General features: G+C 38.3%; 18 protein-coding genes, 1 pseudogene and 1 riboswitch. Of the genes and pseudogenes, 8 read left to right on the top strand and 11 right to left on the bottom strand.

What is annotated here, in order from left to right; translation table 11 throughout:
* Positions 1 to 15: 15 nt before the first annotated feature.
* The 10 genes and pseudogenes from A5N88_RS17635 to A5N88_RS17590 form a co-directional block, all read right to left on the bottom strand.
* The gene (locus A5N88_RS17635; protein ID WP_066268367.1) at positions 16 to 234 is read right to left on the bottom strand and encodes an acyl carrier protein; all 219 of its coding nucleotides are present in this window, start codon (positions 232 to 234) and stop codon (positions 16 to 18) included.
* A gap of 52 nt (positions 235 to 286) precedes the next feature.
* Positions 287 to 700 carry a VOC family protein gene (locus A5N88_RS17630; protein WP_066268365.1) on the bottom strand — a complete coding sequence of 138 codons (414 nt, stop codon included), beginning with the start codon at positions 698 to 700 and terminating at the stop codon, positions 287 to 289.
* A 13-nt stretch (positions 701 to 713) separates the two neighbouring features.
* Positions 714 to 2,339, bottom strand: a complete 1,626-nt coding sequence (locus A5N88_RS17625) for an HAD-IIIC family phosphatase (RefSeq protein WP_066268363.1) — start codon at positions 2,337 to 2,339, stop codon at positions 714 to 716.
* A 35-nt stretch (positions 2,340 to 2,374) separates the two neighbouring features.
* Entirely contained in the window at positions 2,375 to 2,992 is a 618-nt protein-coding gene (locus tag A5N88_RS17620; protein WP_066268358.1) for a sugar transferase, read from the bottom strand.
* A 14-nt stretch (positions 2,993 to 3,006) separates the two neighbouring features.
* The gene (locus A5N88_RS17615) at positions 3,007 to 4,224 is read right to left on the bottom strand and encodes a DegT/DnrJ/EryC1/StrS family aminotransferase (RefSeq protein WP_066268357.1); all 1,218 of its coding nucleotides are present in this window, start codon (positions 4,222 to 4,224) and stop codon (positions 3,007 to 3,009) included.
* A gap of 188 nt (positions 4,225 to 4,412) precedes the next feature.
* A pseudogene (locus A5N88_RS24460) lies at positions 4,413 to 4,760 on the bottom strand (aldo/keto reductase); the annotation flags it as partial.
* A 106-nt stretch (positions 4,761 to 4,866) separates the two neighbouring features.
* Complete coding sequence (locus A5N88_RS17605; RefSeq protein ID WP_066268352.1) at positions 4,867 to 6,696, bottom strand: polysaccharide biosynthesis protein; 1,830 nt, start codon at positions 6,694 to 6,696, stop codon at positions 4,867 to 4,869.
* A gap of 505 nt (positions 6,697 to 7,201) precedes the next feature.
* Positions 7,202 to 7,969: a tyrosine-protein phosphatase gene (locus A5N88_RS17600; RefSeq protein WP_066268350.1), complete on the bottom strand. Its 768-nt coding sequence runs from the start codon at positions 7,967 to 7,969 to the stop codon at positions 7,202 to 7,204.
* A gap of 173 nt (positions 7,970 to 8,142) precedes the next feature.
* A complete protein-coding gene (locus A5N88_RS17595) occupies positions 8,143 to 8,838 on the bottom strand; it encodes a CpsD/CapB family tyrosine-protein kinase (RefSeq protein WP_066268348.1) in 696 nt (231 codons plus the stop codon).
* Positions 8,828 to 9,565: a YveK family protein gene (locus tag A5N88_RS17590; RefSeq protein ID WP_066268345.1), complete on the bottom strand. Its 738-nt coding sequence runs from the start codon at positions 9,563 to 9,565 to the stop codon at positions 8,828 to 8,830. The genes A5N88_RS17595 and A5N88_RS17590 overlap by 11 nt, the downstream gene beginning before the upstream one ends.
* A gap of 243 nt (positions 9,566 to 9,808) precedes the next feature.
* Between A5N88_RS17590 and A5N88_RS17585 the strand changes: the two genes are divergently transcribed.
* The 7 genes from A5N88_RS17585 (at position 9,809) to A5N88_RS26195 (ending at position 14,491) form a co-directional block, all read left to right on the top strand.
* The gene (locus A5N88_RS17585; RefSeq protein ID WP_066268343.1) at positions 9,809 to 10,603 is read left to right on the top strand and encodes an SGNH/GDSL hydrolase family protein; all 795 of its coding nucleotides are present in this window, start codon (positions 9,809 to 9,811) and stop codon (positions 10,601 to 10,603) included.
* A 486-nt stretch (positions 10,604 to 11,089) separates the two neighbouring features.
* Positions 11,090 to 11,656 carry a DUF2238 domain-containing protein gene (locus A5N88_RS17580; RefSeq protein ID WP_083953203.1) on the top strand — a complete coding sequence of 189 codons (567 nt, stop codon included), beginning with the start codon at positions 11,090 to 11,092 and terminating at the stop codon, positions 11,654 to 11,656.
* A 70-nt stretch (positions 11,657 to 11,726) separates the two neighbouring features.
* Complete coding sequence (locus A5N88_RS17575; RefSeq protein WP_066268340.1) at positions 11,727 to 12,290, top strand: DUF2238 domain-containing protein; 564 nt, start codon at positions 11,727 to 11,729, stop codon at positions 12,288 to 12,290.
* Positions 12,291 to 12,474: 184 nt separating this feature from the next.
* Positions 12,475 to 12,560: riboswitch (cyclic di-GMP riboswitch) on the top strand.
* Between the two features lie 42 nt (positions 12,561 to 12,602).
* Positions 12,603 to 12,746: a hypothetical protein gene (locus A5N88_RS25030; protein WP_157090708.1), complete on the top strand. Its 144-nt coding sequence runs from the start codon at positions 12,603 to 12,605 to the stop codon at positions 12,744 to 12,746.
* Between the two features lie 154 nt (positions 12,747 to 12,900).
* Positions 12,901 to 13,035, top strand: coding sequence for a hypothetical protein (locus A5N88_RS26200; protein WP_260525568.1), 135 nt, complete (start codon positions 12,901 to 12,903; stop codon positions 13,033 to 13,035).
* 451 nt (positions 13,036 to 13,486) lie between these two features.
* Positions 13,487 to 14,260, top strand: a complete 774-nt coding sequence (locus A5N88_RS17570; RefSeq protein ID WP_066268338.1) for an SGNH/GDSL hydrolase family protein — start codon at positions 13,487 to 13,489, stop codon at positions 14,258 to 14,260.
* A 105-nt stretch (positions 14,261 to 14,365) separates the two neighbouring features.
* A complete protein-coding gene (locus tag A5N88_RS26195) occupies positions 14,366 to 14,491 on the top strand; it encodes a hypothetical protein (RefSeq protein WP_260525567.1) in 126 nt (41 codons plus the stop codon).
* Between the two features lie 43 nt (positions 14,492 to 14,534).
* Here the strand turns inward: A5N88_RS26195 and A5N88_RS17565 are convergent, their stop codons facing one another.
* Complete coding sequence (locus A5N88_RS17565; RefSeq protein ID WP_066268336.1) at positions 14,535 to 15,011, bottom strand: GNAT family N-acetyltransferase; 477 nt, start codon at positions 15,009 to 15,011, stop codon at positions 14,535 to 14,537.
* 181 nt (positions 15,012 to 15,192) lie between these two features.
* Between A5N88_RS17565 and A5N88_RS17560 the strand changes: the two genes are divergently transcribed.
* On the top strand, positions 15,193 to 17,016 hold the full coding sequence (locus A5N88_RS17560; RefSeq protein ID WP_066268334.1) for an acyltransferase family protein: 1,824 nt from the start codon (positions 15,193 to 15,195) through the stop codon (positions 17,014 to 17,016).
* Positions 17,017 to 17,031 lie beyond the last annotated feature (15 nt).

Raw genomic sequence — 17,031 nt, 5'->3', positions numbered from 1 at the left:
AGCTATGATTAGAAACTATTTTTGAATAAATTCCAGAAAATCTCCTATTTTTTTAATCTCTGAAATAGAGTCAAATGGTATTTCACATTCAAATGTCTCTTCTATCTCAGATACTAGGCTTATTTGTGCCAAAGAATCCCATTCTGCTGTATCTTCATTTGTTGTTTCTAGTGATAACTCTGAAATATCAAGATTAAATGTTTCTGCACAAATTTCAAGTAATTTTTGTTCCATGGCGTTATACCCTCTCTTTATAAAATCAATTTATTTTTAATGAAACAATTTGCTATTTTGTATTCCTATCAATTATTTCAATAATCCCCACATGTTTATTATAAAAAAACGTTACGTTGTCACCATTAATCGCTGGTGCAGGTTCTGAAGGAGTAATTTGAATATACCCTCCACCAATATTTTTTTTATCTATTAATTGTTTTTTTGTTTTATCAAAATCATTTGTCTCAAAACAGATATGATAAGGGCCGCTCCCCTTCTTTTTGAGCAATTCAAAAAATGGTGATGTTTCATCTGTAGGACAGATTAACTCAATCCTCAAATCATCTTTAATCATAAACACTATGTTGACTTTTCTTTTTGAATCATATATTTCTTCTGTTTCCTTTTCAAACCCTAAAAAATGGTACTTTTCTATAGAATTATTTAATTCGCTAACTAAACAACCTGTGTGATGAACTTTCAAATAATCACGCCTTTCACTGAACCTTTTCTAATTCCGCAACTATAAAACTTCTTTTAGGCCGTTTTTTTAAAACTAGTCTATATTTTTTCTCGGTGTCAGTTTCAGAGAAACATTCATATCCTAATCCATCAAAGAAGTCCATAACAGGCTTACTTTTAGGAGTGAACACATACTTTGACAAAATAGCTTTGAAACCTTTATCAATTAAATCTTCCTCTACAAAATTGATAATATAGTTCTCTATTTTTCTACCCATTATTCGACAACTCATAATAAATAGCTCTATACTAAATGATTCCTTATTAAATAACACTAGAGCAGTTTGTCCATTATCCCCGAAGCAATCACTTACATTAAATAAATAGAATAAATATGTTTCATCCTCAAGCATACGATTAACTTCGGCTAGAGTATACCTTTGGGTTGTCAAATTAAACTGATTTGTTTTATTAATTAACTGATGAATTCTAGAAACAAATTCTTTATTATTTTCAACAAGATCAACTTTAATTTTTAAACTTTTAAGGAAGTCATCAAAATCCGAGAACTTTTTTTGGTTCTCTTTACGATTAAAATTATCAGCATAATTTTTGGCTTTTGCCAAGTCATCTGTAGTAACTCGCAACTTTGAAAAATACCTCTTAAAAAGATCGTTAGCAAAGGAGGTTAATTTTGAAACATCAGGTGGAAATTCCGGTACTGTTATTCCTGTTACTTGCGTGGAAACTTCTTTTCTCTCAACTGGATTGTCGTCTATAAAAACAAAAGAATCAGGTGATAGATTTAATTCACTAGCAATATCTAATATATTCTTACTCTTCCGTTCCCAATTTGCTTTTACAACTGTAAAATCATCCAGAGTCAATATTATTTCAGGATGCTTTTCAAAAGTCTCTTTAACGTCATCATAATTATTTTTTGATACAATGCACAATAAAGTACCAGCTTCTTTTATTGCCTTAATTTTCTTCTGAAAATAATAAAAAGCTGCTCCTTTACCTTCTTTTCCTAGTTGAATTCCCCCTAGTCCATCTTCACCAATTACGCCACCCCAAAGTGTATTATCTAAATCTAATAGGAGTACCTTCTTAGATGGTTTAATTAGAAGTTGAATCATTAACTCCATTTCTTCTATTACAGCCTTTTCACCAAAAGAAGAAAACGGAACTTTACCTAGAAGCCAAACCTTATCTGAATAAATATTACCCCGTCCATATTCCTCAATAATTGATTTGAAGTTAAAAGTGTAGCAATTGTTATATTCATCGCATAATGAATTTAATTCAGTGTTCCACTTATTTTCAAGTTCTAGTGACAATGAGATTCCATCATAGCCCGTCGAATAACCGCCACGCCAGTCTGCATTAAAGATGAAGTAAGTACAATCTCTTTTTAAAACAGATTTAAAATCACTTAACCACTGTTCTATGCTAGCTAGATTATCCCCACTATCCGTTAATTCCCATAAATCTATATATAAAAAAATGGTATCTATACCCTCTACCCACAAATTTGAATTTGGGTTGATTAACTCTTCTAATACCACCCCATAACCAGTTGGAGTATAAATATCTACTTTCTTCCTCAGCTTTTTTCCAATGGAATCAATATTTACATTTGACATTAATGCTAGTTTCATATTGAATCCTCCTCTTATAGTAATTCTCGAAAATTTTATAGAATATTTTTTGACCGTTCATTCTCATTAGAAATATAGACATTTTCCCTTTTTAGTACTCCAAATACTGTTCTAAAAAAAATCTTTAAATCAAGTAATAATGACACACTTTCAACGTAATAAACATCGTTTGAAAATTTATCTTTTAAAGTATTACTATTCCTGAAATACGCCTGGTTATATCCAGTAATTCCTGGTCTAACATTAAGCTTTCTTCGTTCATAATCCGTGAAAACATCTATAAACTCTGGTAAGTCTGGTCTCGGTCCGATTATACTCATATCACCTTTGATAATATTTAACAGTTGTGGTGTTTCATCAAGACTCGTTTTACGAATAAACTTTCCGATTTTGGTTAATCTCGGATCATCTTCTGAATTAAAGGTTGATCCATCTTCATTTCTTAGGTCCAGAGCGTTCATCTTCATAGAACGAAATTTATACATTTTGAATACTTTTCCATCCTTACCTAAGCGTGGAGCATTATAAAAAATAGATCCTCTATCTTGAAAATAAATTATTGGTCCAATTATTAATAGGATAATTAAGAAAAATGGAAGTGCTATTAAAGCTAGCATTAAATCAAAGATTCTTTTTAAAAAATACTTATACATTCGCTAAGCCCACCTTAAATTTCATTTAAATTCCATTTTAGGTTACCAACCACGTACTCTACATCCTCATCACTCAACAAAGTATGAAGAGGAAGCGTAATTTCATTAACGTACTGATTGTAAGCATTCGGATAATCCTTAATATCAAAACCTAAATTCTTATAAGCTGTAAACATAGGCAGTGGTTTATAGTGAACATTACACGCTATTCCAGCCTCAGCCATCTTAACAATGATTTCATTTCTATGCTGTTCGTTAATTTCAGGTATTCTTGCTAAATAAAGATGGCCTGAGGAAGAAAAATCTTCACCAAAATGTTGTATACTTTGAACGCCTATTGGTGAGAGGGCCTTATCGTACATTTCAATTATCTCTCTACGTCTTTGTAATAACTTTTCATATCTATCTAACTGGATTAAACCAATACTAGCCATAATATCGGTCATATTACATTTGTAAGCAGGATAAACAATATCATATTCCCAAGCACCCTTTTGTGTTTTAGCTAGGGCATCTTTAGACTGTCCATGGAGACTGTATATCATGAATTGTTTATAAAGCCACTCATTATCTAATCCAAAAATATCTCGCCAAACAACTGCCCCACCCTCAGCCGTTGTTAAATTCTTTACAGCATGAAAAGAGAAAGTAGTAAAATCAGCAACTTGTCCACACTTCATTCCTCTTCTTTCAGCACCAAATGCATGAGCAGCATCTGTCATAACGATCACTCTATTAAATAACCCTTGAAGTTCATTGTTAGAGTTAAAAAGTTCTTTCTTACTTTCTACTATTTCAAAGATAGTGTCGTAATCGCACATCTTCCCTGCAATATCTACAGGAATAATCACCTTAGTTTTTTCTGTAATAGCTTCAGCTAATTTTTTATAATCCATCTCAAATGAATTTGGAGCTGTATCAACTAATACAATTTTTGCTCCAACATGCTCTATTATAGAAGCAGATGCTGTATATGTGTAAGCTGAAGTTATGACTTCATCTCCAGGGCCTACACCCAATATTCGAAGGGTTAGTTCCATAGCAGCTGTTGCAGAATTTAGACAAACTGCTTTATTTACTCCAACATATTCAGCTATTTTTTTTTCAAATTCTTTTGTTTTTGGTCCGGTTGTGATCCAACCAGATTTCAAAGTTTTTATGACCTCTTCAATCTCCTTTTCTGTTAAATCTGGAGGAGAAAATGGAATATTTCTAAGTTGAGTTGAAATCATGTTATCGTCTCTTTTCTATTCTTAGTTTGAATTAAATAAAATTCCCTTTTAATTTTTATAATAGTTAACCACTACACCCTCAATGTAGTGATAATCTTTTTCCCATGAAAATTAACATAAACCTCACGAGATCTTCTATCATTCGAGTCAAATTTTGTATCAATATTATATTTTCCTGTTAAAATCCCTTAACCTAAACTCCCCCAAGTTAATAGAGTTAATTCTAATGTTTTTGATAAGTTAAAGAAATCATTTTCATTTTTTCTACAAGCAAGGCTATACTCATCTTGAAAGCTGACAAATCTACCTTTAACCTCTTCCAAATCCTTAATATCTTCTTGGTGTATGTTTGATAACCCAAAGTATCTAATAAGACCACGTTCTTTAAATCTTTCTAAAGACTCAATTACATTGACTATAGGAGTCTTGTTATCTCGATAATGAACTTGATACAAATCAATATAATCTGCGCCTAATCTATTCAAGCTTTTTTCTACTGCCGTGTTTATCCATTCCGGGGAATTATCATAGAAGGTTTTACCATTTTCTACACGAACTCCAAACTTGGTCCCATCCTATGTAATTACTAATTGGTTTTACATTAAGGGATTATCAGAAATTTTATAAAGCGTCTTTGCTTTCTTACCCATTACTTGCTAATAAATCTTTATCTTTGTTAAATTTAGTGTTGGCAACAGAAACAAGAATTTCCTTAACTTCAGATATTCCTTTTGAATTTAAAGAATCAATAATATCATACAATTCCACTTTACCCATAGGTTCTGCCTTTCCAATGTGAATCTTAGGAAACACTCGTTCCTTCTGCACCTCATTTTCGTTCAACAGCTCTTCAAAAAGTTTTTCTCCTGGACGTATTCCTGAAAACTCAATTCCAATTTCCTCTTCCGTATATCCCGAGAGAGAAATGAGATTTTTCGCCAGGTCTACAATCTTCACAGGTTCCCCCATATCGAGGACGAATACTTCTCCACCTTTCGCCAAAGCACCAGCTTGAATCACTAAGCGCGAGGCCTCTGGAATCGTCATAAAATATCTTGTCATTTCAGGATGGGTAACAGTTACCGGCCCTCCTGCTTTAATTTGCCTTTTAAAAAGAGGAATGACACTTCCTCTACTACCAAGTACATTTCCAAATCGAACGGCAACAAAATTAGTTTGGCTTTCTTTTGCTAAGTTTTGAATAATCATTTCTGCAAATCTCTTTGAAGCACCCATTACATTTGGAGGGTTCACAGCTTTATCCGTTGAAATCATGACAAAACTTTTTACTCCAAATGCATTTGCTGCTTCTGCCACATTCTTAGTGCCAAAAATATTATTTTTAACTGCTTCCATTGGATTATATTCCATTAAAGGTACATGTTTATGTGCTGCTGCATGATAGACGACATCAGGTTGGTATTGGTCCATAATGTCAAAAATCCTTGTACGATCTTGTACATCTGCAATGATTGGGACAATTTTAATCGTTTCGCTATAGCTCTTTTTCAATTCCATGTCAATTGTATAAATAGAATTTTCGCCATGACCAAGTAATAGAAGCATCTCCGGTTGAAATTTGCAGATTTGCCGGCATATTTCTGAACCAATTGATCCTCCGGCACCTGTAACTAAAACTGTTTTACCAGTTAACTTTTTCGAAATACTGCTCATATCTAGCTCAATCGGTTCTCTACCAAGCAAGTCCTCAACTTCTACATCTCGAATTTGGTTAATTGATATTTTTCCAGTTGCTAAATCTTCTATCATCGGCATGGTTTTTGTTGTTGCTTTCGTTCTCGTACATTGCTCATAAATCCTTTTTAATTGGTTTCTTTTCAAGGAAGGAATAGCAATGACAATATTTTCAATATCTAAAGAACTAACCAGTTGCGGTATTTCCCACGTATTCCCTTCAACTTTCATATTATATATTTGTAACTTTAATTTTTTGATATCATCATCTACAAATGCAATAGGATACAAATCAGTACTAGAGCTCTTTAACAATTGTCTTGCAATCATGGTGCCCGCTGCTCCGGCTCCTATAATTAACGTTCGCTTCTTATTAGAAGCGGAGACGACATAATGTTCTCGAAAAACCCTCCAGGAAAACCTTGATCCCCCGATTAATATGATATGCATCATCCAAGTTAGTCCTAGGACTCTAATGTAAATATCATGGGTAATTAATACTTGAACAATTGCAGTAGTTATTGCTGAAAAGGTAACTGCCTTTACAATTGCTAATAGTTCACTAACACTGGCATACTCCCATGCCTTTTGGTACAAACGATAAATCGAGGAAAATAAATGATGGCTAAATAGTAAAGTAATAGCACTGACCCACAGCATCGGAATTGTATACACATGCATATAAGGATTTAAGACAAAATAACCAACAAAAATTGAAAATAAAACAATTGTAGAATCTAGTAACACTAACAGCGGTAATCTACGTGTATAAGCCACTCGCAACCCCCTCTTTATCTTGAATTTCAGTTTTTCACTTTGCAGGAAATTAAGATTTGTTCTAAAAAACTCAACAACTTCATCTCTAACTATGTAAAGCTAAGTTGATTGTTGTCTTTACAAAGACAACTTTCTCCCCAGTTACAGGTGAATGTATTTCCTCCTATAACAAAGTGGTATTTCATCTACATTTTTTAAAAATAAATATCTAACGGAAAGCGACGGCATCCGTCCTCTTCCGTTAAATATTTATGGCTTCTTTCTTCTATCTTTATATTTCATTATTTTTGATTCATTTATAATAGTTTTAGTAAAGAAAAAATAAAGAGTTTGGGCATCTAACCCCTCCTCACATCATGCTTCTGACGACAGGCGTCTAAGGTAAGTTGATTTCCCAGCTCACCCACAGCATGACCGAGTGCCTCCCCTGATATCGGAGTAGGAGACATGTCCGTTATGTATAACTTATCTGCTAAGTTTAATCGGTTTTATTCATATCCGAAGATCAAAAGATCCCCAGAAACCTCTTTGTTTTAATTGGCTCAGGTACTTCCCTGTAAATGTGTTGATTCTTTAATACCAATTGAGCATTCTCTGTTAAGTAATAAACCATATCTGTTCCAAATTTGCTTTCTACTACATCTAAGGCATCATCCATTTTGAATGACCTTGTATGGACATTATGGGCGTCAGAGGCAATAAAGTGAGTGAGGTTTGCTTCAATTAACTGTTCTGTAAATCTCTTAATCTTCTTTCCAAAACTGCCTGTCACGCTGGCTGCAGTAATCTGCGTAGCAGCACCGTTTTTAACAAATTCATATAACTGATTTGGATTTTCAATGAATTCTGCATTTCGTTCGGGATGCACGATAACCGGTGTTAATCCCTTTCGTTGGATATCGTAGAGTAATGGTTTTGCATAACGCGGGACATGCCCGGAAGGAAATTCAATTAGAATATAAGAGGAATGGTCAGCGACCGTAAGAATCTCATCATTTTCATAGTCTTCGAGGATTTCACCAAAAATTCGATTTTCCTGCCCCGGTAGGACAGTAAGATGAATATTATTTGCTCGGAGATAGGAGTTTAATGCCGTTACTTTCTCTTGGATGGATGTCTTTCGATTTTCAAACTGGCCGTTCATATGATGAGGAGTAGCAACAATGGTATGAATGCCTTGGCTGACAGCCTGCTTAGCCATTTCAAGGCTATCCGCCAGATTCTGAGCTCCGTCGTCTACCCCCGGCAGAATATGACAATGTAAATCAATCATGTTGCACTCCTCCATCCTTCATATGTTTTTTATTGGTATATATATTTCGTAAGTAACATTTATTCGTTATTACTTATTTACAAAACATTTACATAATAGTATTTTTTTACTACCTACCTTATTTTATCCTCTTTGTTCGTTATAAGGAAGGGGTGAAAATTGTCGAATGGTAACTATTTTTTCCCATAGTAATAATAGTAATTTGTCCCCTTGGTCTTTTTGTTGTTCAACACAACACCAAGGACTCTTGCTTTAACCGATTCCAGCTGCTCTTTTGCTTTTTTGGCTGCTTCGATTTCGGTACCACCACTTAGCACAACCAGCACGGTTCCATCACACTTATTTGCTAAAACCTGCGAATCGGTTACTGCTAGCACTGGCGGTGTATCAAAAATAACCATATCAAATTCTGCATACACCTCTTCAAAGAAATGATCCATCGCCCTTGAGCTTAAGAGCTCAGCAGGGTTTGGAGGAATTGGGCCACTCGTTAACAAATAAAGATCTTTCACATCGGTTGTATTGACGGCATCCATTAAAGACATTTCCCTTGTGAGCACCGTTGTTAAGCCAAATGTGTTCGTTACTCCGAACGTATAGTGAGCCGTCGGCCGGCGTAGATCAGCATCGACAAGCAATACTCGCTTTCCCTGCTGGGCAAACACAACAGCAAGGTTAGACACTGTAGTAGACTTTCCTTCCATTGGACCGGAAGATGTCACCAATAGAGAGCGAATCTCTTTATCAATAGCAGAAAAGTTGATATTGGTCCGAATTGTTTTGTATTGCTCGGAGATCGGTGATTTGGGATGGAATTTGGTTATTAATTTTTTACGGGAGTTCAGCAATTCCTTTTTCTTAGACGCCAAGTGATTCACCTCTTCCTACTGATTTTCTTGCTGCTTTTGGTTCTTGCTGGTCCTCAATGCTTCCGATAACACCCAAAACAGGCAGCTCCAAAAGTTTCTCAATATCCTGTTCGTTTTTCACAGTGTTATCAAGATATTCCAATAAGAACGCAAGGCCGATTCCTGCCATAAGGCCGACAACGAGAGCAATCGCAATATTCATTAATGGTCTTGGTTTAACCGGTGCCTGGTTTGTAGCTACGCTGGCTTTTGAAAGAATGCTGACATTGTCCACATTCATAATCGTTTTAATATTCTCTTGAAAAACGGTTGCGACGGTATTGGCAATTTTTGCGGCTGTATAAGGGTTTGGATCTTCTACGGCTAGAGTCACTACCTGGGAATTGGTTTCATTTGAAACGGTGATTTTCTTGTTTATTTGGTCAGCTGTCAGTCCGGAGTTTAATTGCTGGCTTACTTTGTCCAAAATTGCGGGACTTTTGATGATCACATTGTATGTATTAATCAGCTGGAGATTGGTTTGAACCTCATTGGGATTATAAACACTCTGATCGGTTTTTGATGATTGGTTGATCAAAATTTGCGTGGAAGCCTGATAAACCGGTGTAATCACAAAATAACTGACGACCCCGCTGGCAATAACGGCAAGCAGTGTAATGAAGATGATCATGCCCATTCTTTTGCGGAGCGTCTGCATTAATTCCTTTAAGCTAATCGTTTCTTCCATGATTTCCTCCTTAGGTATTTCATCTCAATTAACTACTGATCTAACAAAGTACTATTTTTTAAAAACTTCAAAATCTGTAATATTATAGCACAGTCTTGTTGTTAATTAATAAATTTTTTGACATAATTTTAATATAAATCCCTTTTTCTATTAAACAATAAAAAAAATGGTTTTAAAACATATTTTTTGAAATTTAATGATACTAAAGTTTACCATTTTGAATACTACTAAAGGATGATGAGCATGAAAAGATTTTTGACCTTTTTAGGCATCGTGTTAACGGTGACGATTTTGATACTTGGAAAAGCCCATTGGAGCAAACAAACAGCTGTGTCCGCTTTTGCGTCTGATAAGGAGTCTGTCTCTGCCACTCCGGCACAAACCAGTAAACCGTCAATGACGACGGATGGGGATCAGCAACTACTAAATCAGACGAAGCATTGGCCAAAAACTGCCCAGGAGGAATTCAAAAAAGATATACAGGCTGGATTGAAGTTTAAGGTGGCGATAGTTGGCTCCACATCCATCGGTTCCAATACAGGCGGGATGGCAGGAAAGCTGAAAAAAGCACTTTTAGCCGCCTATGGAAACAATCATCTTGACGTCCAGATATTCTCGTATAACACCATGTCTAACCATTTCCTTGGTGAAAAGCTGGATCAACAGGTGTTGACAATGAAACCTGACCTGGTATTGTGGGAGCCCTTTATCTTAAACGATACCGGAAATCTGACTGACGCCGATATGCACAAAAATATACTGGCCTTTTTTCACGAGGTGAAGGCACAAAACAAAAAGGCGGTTGTCCTGCTTCAGCCAGCCCAGCCATTATACAAGGCAACCTTTTATCCTCAGCATGTGCTGGCATTAAAGAACTTTGCGAAGGAACACCATATCCCGTATCTTGATCATTGGAAAGCCTGGCCGGCTATAAGCTCTTTGAAGTTGAAGAAGGATCTTACTGTGGACAACCAGCCGAATGCAAAAGGAAATCAGATTTGGTTTACGTATTTGAAACATTATTTTATTGGAGCATAAGAAAAGCGCAAGCGCCTTGCTCATCGGTGTACGGATTCCGTAGTCTTTGACTGAGATAAAGGAAACACAGCGAGGAACGAGCTGATGGTGACTTCTCGTAGTAGGGAAAAGACGGAGAAATCCGCTAGCCGATAGGCGCTGGAGCTAGACAGAGACGACATTAATTAAGTCATTTATTATATAAAAAATCTTAAACAGAAATAAAAAGAACGACTCAAGAATGAGTCGTTCTTTTTTTGTGTATATATAATAGAAGGAACTCGACAAAAACCAACTTTTTTCGACGGAATTCTACAAATCTTTCAGTTCCTGCTAGTCCATTTTAATCAGGTTTTTTTCAAGTAATGTTATCTATTCCAATTATCGGTTTGATTTACATTTTGTTTAATTTTTTCTTTTTTAAACCATAAAATGTTTGGATTTTGCATTTCCTTCCCTTCTATGGGACACCTTAATGGTATCACGAATATTCGAGGTGAATGTTCTTTGAAACGCACGGTACTGATTACGCTGGCTGCAGCCTTTATGCTGTTTATGGCCATTGTGATGGTCATTTTTATCATCAAGGGAGAAAGAACACAATGGCTATTGGCGATGAGCGGGATCATTGTAGGGTCGCTTCCGCTTGGGCTGCTGTTTGCAAAAAGGATTCCCTTCCCTACTCTCGCCATCATCGGCTTTTACTTTTTTATGGTCTGGTCCCTGTTCTTCGGTTCGATTTTGGGCTTTTACACGAAATATAAGTGGTGGGATACTCCCATGCATTTTTATAAGGGCGCTTATTTAAGCCTGATTGCCATTACGATTTATAAGCTGCTCATCCCTTATTCTGAACGGAAAAACCTTTCCAAGTGGGCACTTTTCCTGTTTTGCTTAGGCCTTTCGATGGCGGCCAGTACCCTTTGGGAGATTTGGGAATATACCGGTGACCTACTTGTGACAAACATTATGCAGCTCGGAGGCAACTTCGATACGATGGAGGATTTAACCGCTGGCTGTATAGGGGCTATGCTGGCATCCATTTATGCAGGAGTGCGGAAACAACGGGTGTAATGCAGAAAACATTCTGTTGCTTTGCCGCATATAAAGGACTGTACAATTAAGCTGGTATGGGAGTGACAACATGAACCGGACCTTCACCGTTGTTTTGAGCACCGCCTTTATGATTTTGATGGCAGGTTTGGCTATTTATTACTTCGCAGCCGGGGCCACTTTAAAGGGCTGGGTCGGCATCGGCGGCATTCTTTGCGGATTGTTCCCTCTTCTTCTCGTCTGGATTACAAAGCTTGAGTTTAAGCGGCCTCTTATTACGTTTTATTTTGTTTTTCTGCTGGGCTGTTTTTTATTCGGCGACATGCTGCAGTGGTACAGCCTCGGCTGGTGGGATACGTTCCTGCATTTTATTAGCGGCATCCTCCTTGGGTTTACAGCGATCGCCTTGTATGAAAGGCTGGTTCTCCGAAAAGCAGGCAATGGCATGTCGGCCTGGTTTGTCTTTTTGTTTGTGCTGGGAATGGCGACACTCGGCGGCGTTCTCTGGGAAATCTATGAATTCAGCGGTGACCATCTTGCCCATACGCATATGCAATACGGAAATACGGATACCATGAAGGATTTGATTGCGGATACTGCTGGAGGATTGATTATTGCTTTGTGGTCAGGGATCCGTACGAAGAGAAAAAAGTAGAGGTTTTTTAAAAAACTATAAAGATTTCGACAAAAAAGCCGATATTAGATTATAATCGGCTTTTTTTCATTGAGAAAAACTCCGATGAACTACTTAGAAAATTCGACATTCATTGTCAAAATAAGTCGAATTACCCACTACATTTCGCTATTTCTTTGGTACTATATATTTTGAAGTAAACTATCGTACGAAAGGGCAGCACCATTGAAAGATGGTTACGCAAAACTACAGGGGCTAAGGTCTTTGGGACTATGCTTGCCAGATGCCGAATACAGATATATCCTCCGTACGATGGCACAGGAGGGGAAAAAATTGAATCGAAAAAACATGCGAAAAAATGCTCCAAGAACAAAATGCACCTACTTAACAGCCAAGGAACGAAAGATTGTGGAATGGTATGAGAGCAAACGGGTAGAAGCAAAGCAAAGAGACATGGCAATCCATGAGAGCCGATAACTCTGTAAGCGTATTTAAAGGATGCCTGTGGGGAACGATTCTCTCTCTCCCAATATGGATCTTTTTCATCACGCTGTTTGTCAAATTATCTTCATAATCGACTAAAATGAGGCCTTTTACGGACTTGAAAGGCTATAAAAAAGGGGAACCGCACATGTCTCAACGTTACCTGATACCTGAAGAAGCTGCTAAACGAAAGCAGCGCAAGAAAAACATGCTCTTAGCTGGATTCTGCATCATCGTCGTGGCACTTGGCGCACTATTGCCATTTCTTGCGAGCAAGCTTTAATTCTTGATGAAAGAAACACCGGCTGCCGCCTTTGGACTAAGCCGATTCGATCAGATTCGCTTTTGTCCAAACGGGTATACTCTCTTAAAAAGGATGGGAGAATCGCCATGTCTTTTTCAGCAAGATTAAAGAATCGCTGGCATTGCTTACGAATTCATTATATCCAAATGCTTTTGAACGATTGTTTGGATGCTCAGATAAAAAGTACGCTAGAGGCGAAGCTGTCGTATCATGTTGATAAGCTCTATTCATAAGTTTGCGGCAACATCAGGCATGGACAAGCTGGAGCCATAAAAAAGCAAGACAAAAAATCGGTAAAGCATTATAGGCTTTGCCGATTTTTTTCTCATTTTGTTCGTTATAACGCAAAATTTGACGAACGAAAGCTGCTTTTCCATTTCCAATTAGATGGTAGAATAGAACCAACATTCTAATACATACGAGGTGGAAGATGAGACAAGCAATAAACAAATCACTATTCATTACCGCAATAGTAGCTGCCCTTTTCGTTGTAGTATATGGGCGCTCACACTATCAGCATCGATTGCAGCAAACAGCAGAAGCCGCTACGATCTCCGTTGAAAAAGACCAGCAAAACCAAGAACAAACCCAAGCAGCCGCTTCCCCATGGGAAAATAAAAATTGGTATGCAATTGGCGACAGTCTTACCTCCAGCAACAAATATCAGAATATAGTGAAAACGAGTTTACAATTGAAATCTGTACAAACAGATGCGTCAGCCAACGAGCAAATCCAAGCAATGGCGAATCATGTTACCAAGGACAATCTAAAGAATATCGACCTGATCACAGTGTTCGGTGGAACGAACGATTACGCCAATAACAGAGAATTAGGAAAGCTAAGCGATGATAAAAGCAAAGCGACATTTTACGGCGACCTCCAATTCGTCATCAGCAAGCTCTCCGCCCTTAAACAGAAAAATGCCAAAATCGTATTCTTCACTCCATTAGTTAGAGGAAATGTCAAAGGCCAGCCGCAATATCCAAAGAAAAACTCGGCGGGCTACAAGCTTGAGGATTACGTCAAGGCAATCAAGGATGTCTGCCAGCAGCATTCCATCCCTGTCATCGATCTCTTTACAGATAGCGGACTGACCACAAGCAATCTGAAAACCTATACCACAGACCAGCTGAATCTGAACGATGCAGGCTATCAAATGGTGTCAAAGGTAATGGCAAAGGAGCTTGCGGCCATACAGCCTTGATTGAATGTAGGATACTAGCACCCTTTTTATCGGGTGCTTTTTTATTTTCTAAGGAAGGAGTTTCACGGCAGTGCAGTGAATTCAACCTTGAACAGGAGGTGCTGCATGGATCTTTTACAATTTAATCAAACGATTGATGAATTAGTTAGCAAGGAGCTTTTGAAGAGCATTTTGAGCTGGGGGTTTTTTAAAGCTCCAGCTTTATTTTTAATTCCACTCCAGTCAGTTTGAGGAAGAAACTCTCCCCTTCTATACGGAAAGGCTTTTTCGTTTTTTACCGCCCCGCTGCCTCAAACTCCTGCACTGTTCTTCCTTCTTCCCCTGGACTCTCGTTGTAATGCCCATGAGTGTATTCGCAAATCACCTTTCGCCAAAAGATGCGGGCCGGTTCATTTTTCGCAATCTGCCAGACCTTCCATTTGCCTGGGAAGCGGTCAAACAGCTGAAGGGCTGCCTCCCTGCCTATGCCCCTTCCCATGAATTTGCGCATGATAAAAAATTGCTCGATGATGCTTGGTTCCTCCTTCGTTCCCTCCTTTACCAGTGCCAGTCCGGCCAGTTCCCCTTCTTCACGGATGATAAAGGCATGAGAGTGCAGATCCTCCCTATATTTTTGAAGATCAAAAGGCTGGTAGGTTCCATCGGGCTCAAGCTTAATATCCGGAACAAACTGGCTGAATTCATAAATGTAAAATTGCAAAAGGTTTTTTAGAATGGGTTTATCCTGTTCAGTCACCGTTTGAAGTTCCATTAGCTCTTACTCCTCCATTCTTTTTATCAGATTTTTCTCTATCTTTCTACTAAATAAATAATAAAATACAATATACACGGCATGCACTTTATGTAATAATGTAACAGTTACTTAACACAAATGACATATTGTAATAAATTTGAAATAATGGGTTTGAAAGTATTTAGGAGGTTTACTAGTTTTGGAGAAAGCAAGGAGTCACAGATACATACATAGTTTAGACGGATTACGCGCCTTGGCAGTCATCGCCGTCATCACCTATCACTTTAATCCCACCTGGCTTCAAGGTGGATTTTTAGGCGTCGACCTGTTCTTTGTTTTATCAGGATATTTAATTACATCCATCCTTCTCAACGAATACAATCAGAACGGAAGGCTCAGCCTCAAACGCTTTTGGATGGGACGCGTACGGCGCTTATTCCCTGCAGCTTATACCATGATCATCCTGGTCGTCATCTTTTGCCTGCTGTTCAACCGGCATTTACTGGCACTGCTAAAAGGGGATGCCATCTCTTCTCTCTTCTATACTTCTAATTGGTGGTTTATTTTTCACAAAGTCTCCTATTTTGATAGCTTTGGTTCACCTTCACCGTTGAAAAATTTATGGTCTCTGGCCATTGAAGAGCAATTCTATCTAATTTGGCCCTTTTTATTGCTGTTAGGCTTTGCTTTTTTCAAAAAACGTGCCTTTGCCTTAATCATCCTGTGCGGCGCATTTTGTTCCGCTGTCTGCATGTTCATTTTATACCACCCGGGAGCAGACCCGAGCAGAATCTATTATGGCACGGACACTCGCTCCTTTGAGCTGTTGATCGGCGGCTATCTGGCAATGGTATGGCCTATAAATCAGCTGACGTCCAACAAACTGCCTGTCCCGGCAAAAATACTGCTGGATGCAGCAGGCACAGCATCTCTTGTCATCCTGCTTTACAGTTTAGTAGATACGAATGAATACACACCGTTTTTATATGAAGGCGGCATGTTTCTTTTCAGCATCAATACAGCCATCTTCCTGTCCTGTATCAGTCATCCAGGCAGCTTCCTTGGAAAAATATTTTCGTGGAAACCGCTTCGCTGGATTGGAACAAGATCCTATGGCTTCTACCTATGGCATTATCCCATAATTGTGCTGACAACACCAGTAAGTGAAATCGGGAACCCGGTCATGTGGCATGTGATTTTACAGATTATCGCAACCATACTTATTACCGAAGCCTCCTACCGTCTTATCGAGCTGCCAATTCGAAAACAAGGCTTCAAGCCATTCCTTCAGGCTTCTTTTGGAGGAGCTTCCGTTCATAAAACAACTAGATTTTTGATTCCAGGTGTTCTTTTCCTTTTTATCATCGGACTGGCGATTCCGGCATCCGTATTTAAAGGGCCGCAAGTCCAAACGGATCACCAGCCGGTGCAGCTTGCCATCAGCCATAATAGTCTCGCCGACAATCACGATTCAGGTACAAAGCTTGAAGTCCCCCAAAACGGAAAAAGCAGGGATGAGAAAAAGCAGGCAGGCCCTGAGAAAATTCTCGCCATGGGGGATTCCGTGATGCTGGACATTACAAAGGATTTATTGAAAACACACGGCAATATTACGATTGACGGCAAGGTCGGACGTCAGGTTTCAGATGCGCTTAAGCTTGCGAACGACTATCGTTCCTTTAATTCTACGAATGCCGCTGTCGTGATTGAGCTCGGGACGAATGGATATTTTACATCGGATCAAATCCATTCGCTGCTCGATGATTTTCATCACGCTCACATTTTTCTCGTTAATACCAGGGTTCCAAGGCCTTGGGAGGCAGCCGTAAACAAATCCTTAAGCCAGGTTGACGACGAGCTGGCGAATGTAACGCTGGTTGATTGGCACGCTGTGGCGATCAGCCATCCTGACTATTTCACCCCGGACGGCGTGCATTTAAATACAAAAGGATCCCTTGCCCTCACCAAGCTGATCAACAGCACGATGGCCAGCTTTTATGTGGAAAAAAATACCGTCGGATAAATGATAAAATGCCAT

The sequence above is a fragment of the Heyndrickxia acidicola genome (genome assembly GCF_001636425.1).
Taxonomy (GTDB): domain Bacteria; phylum Bacillota; class Bacilli; order Bacillales; family Bacillaceae_C; genus Bacillus_AE; species Bacillus_AE acidicola.
This window is presented reverse-complemented; position numbering and strand designations above follow the sequence as displayed.

What these genes read in the sequence shown, in the direction of transcription:
- A5N88_RS17635 (WP_066268367.1), bottom strand. Translation starts at nt 234, where the DNA reads ATGGAACAAAAATTACTTGAAATTTGTGCAGAAACATTTAATCTTGAT.
- A5N88_RS17625 (WP_066268363.1), bottom strand. Translation starts at nt 2,339, where the DNA reads ATGAAACTAGCATTAATGTCAAATGTAAATATTGATTCCATTGGAAAA.
- A5N88_RS17620 (WP_066268358.1), bottom strand. Translation starts at nt 2,992, where the DNA reads ATGTATAAGTATTTTTTAAAAAGAATCTTTGATTTAATGCTAGCTTTA.
- A5N88_RS17615 (WP_066268357.1), bottom strand. Translation starts at nt 4,224, where the DNA reads ATGATTTCAACTCAACTTAGAAATATTCCATTTTCTCCTCCAGATTTA.
- A5N88_RS17600 (WP_066268350.1), bottom strand. Translation starts at nt 7,969, where the DNA reads ATGATTGATTTACATTGTCATATTCTGCCGGGGGTAGACGACGGAGCT.
- A5N88_RS17590 (WP_066268345.1), bottom strand. Translation starts at nt 9,565, where the DNA reads ATGGAAGAAACGATTAGCTTAAAGGAATTAATGCAGACGCTCCGCAAA.
- A5N88_RS17585 (WP_066268343.1), top strand. Translation starts at nt 9,809, where the DNA reads ATGAAAAGATTTTTGACCTTTTTAGGCATCGTGTTAACGGTGACGATT.
- A5N88_RS17575 (WP_066268340.1), top strand. Translation starts at nt 11,727, where the DNA reads ATGAACCGGACCTTCACCGTTGTTTTGAGCACCGCCTTTATGATTTTG.
- A5N88_RS26200 (WP_260525568.1), top strand. Translation starts at nt 12,901, where the DNA reads ATGTCTCAACGTTACCTGATACCTGAAGAAGCTGCTAAACGAAAGCAG.
- A5N88_RS17570 (WP_066268338.1), top strand. Translation starts at nt 13,487, where the DNA reads ATGAGACAAGCAATAAACAAATCACTATTCATTACCGCAATAGTAGCT.
- A5N88_RS26195 (WP_260525567.1), top strand. Translation starts at nt 14,366, where the DNA reads ATGGATCTTTTACAATTTAATCAAACGATTGATGAATTAGTTAGCAAG.
- A5N88_RS17565 (WP_066268336.1), bottom strand. Translation starts at nt 15,011, where the DNA reads ATGGAACTTCAAACGGTGACTGAACAGGATAAACCCATTCTAAAAAAC.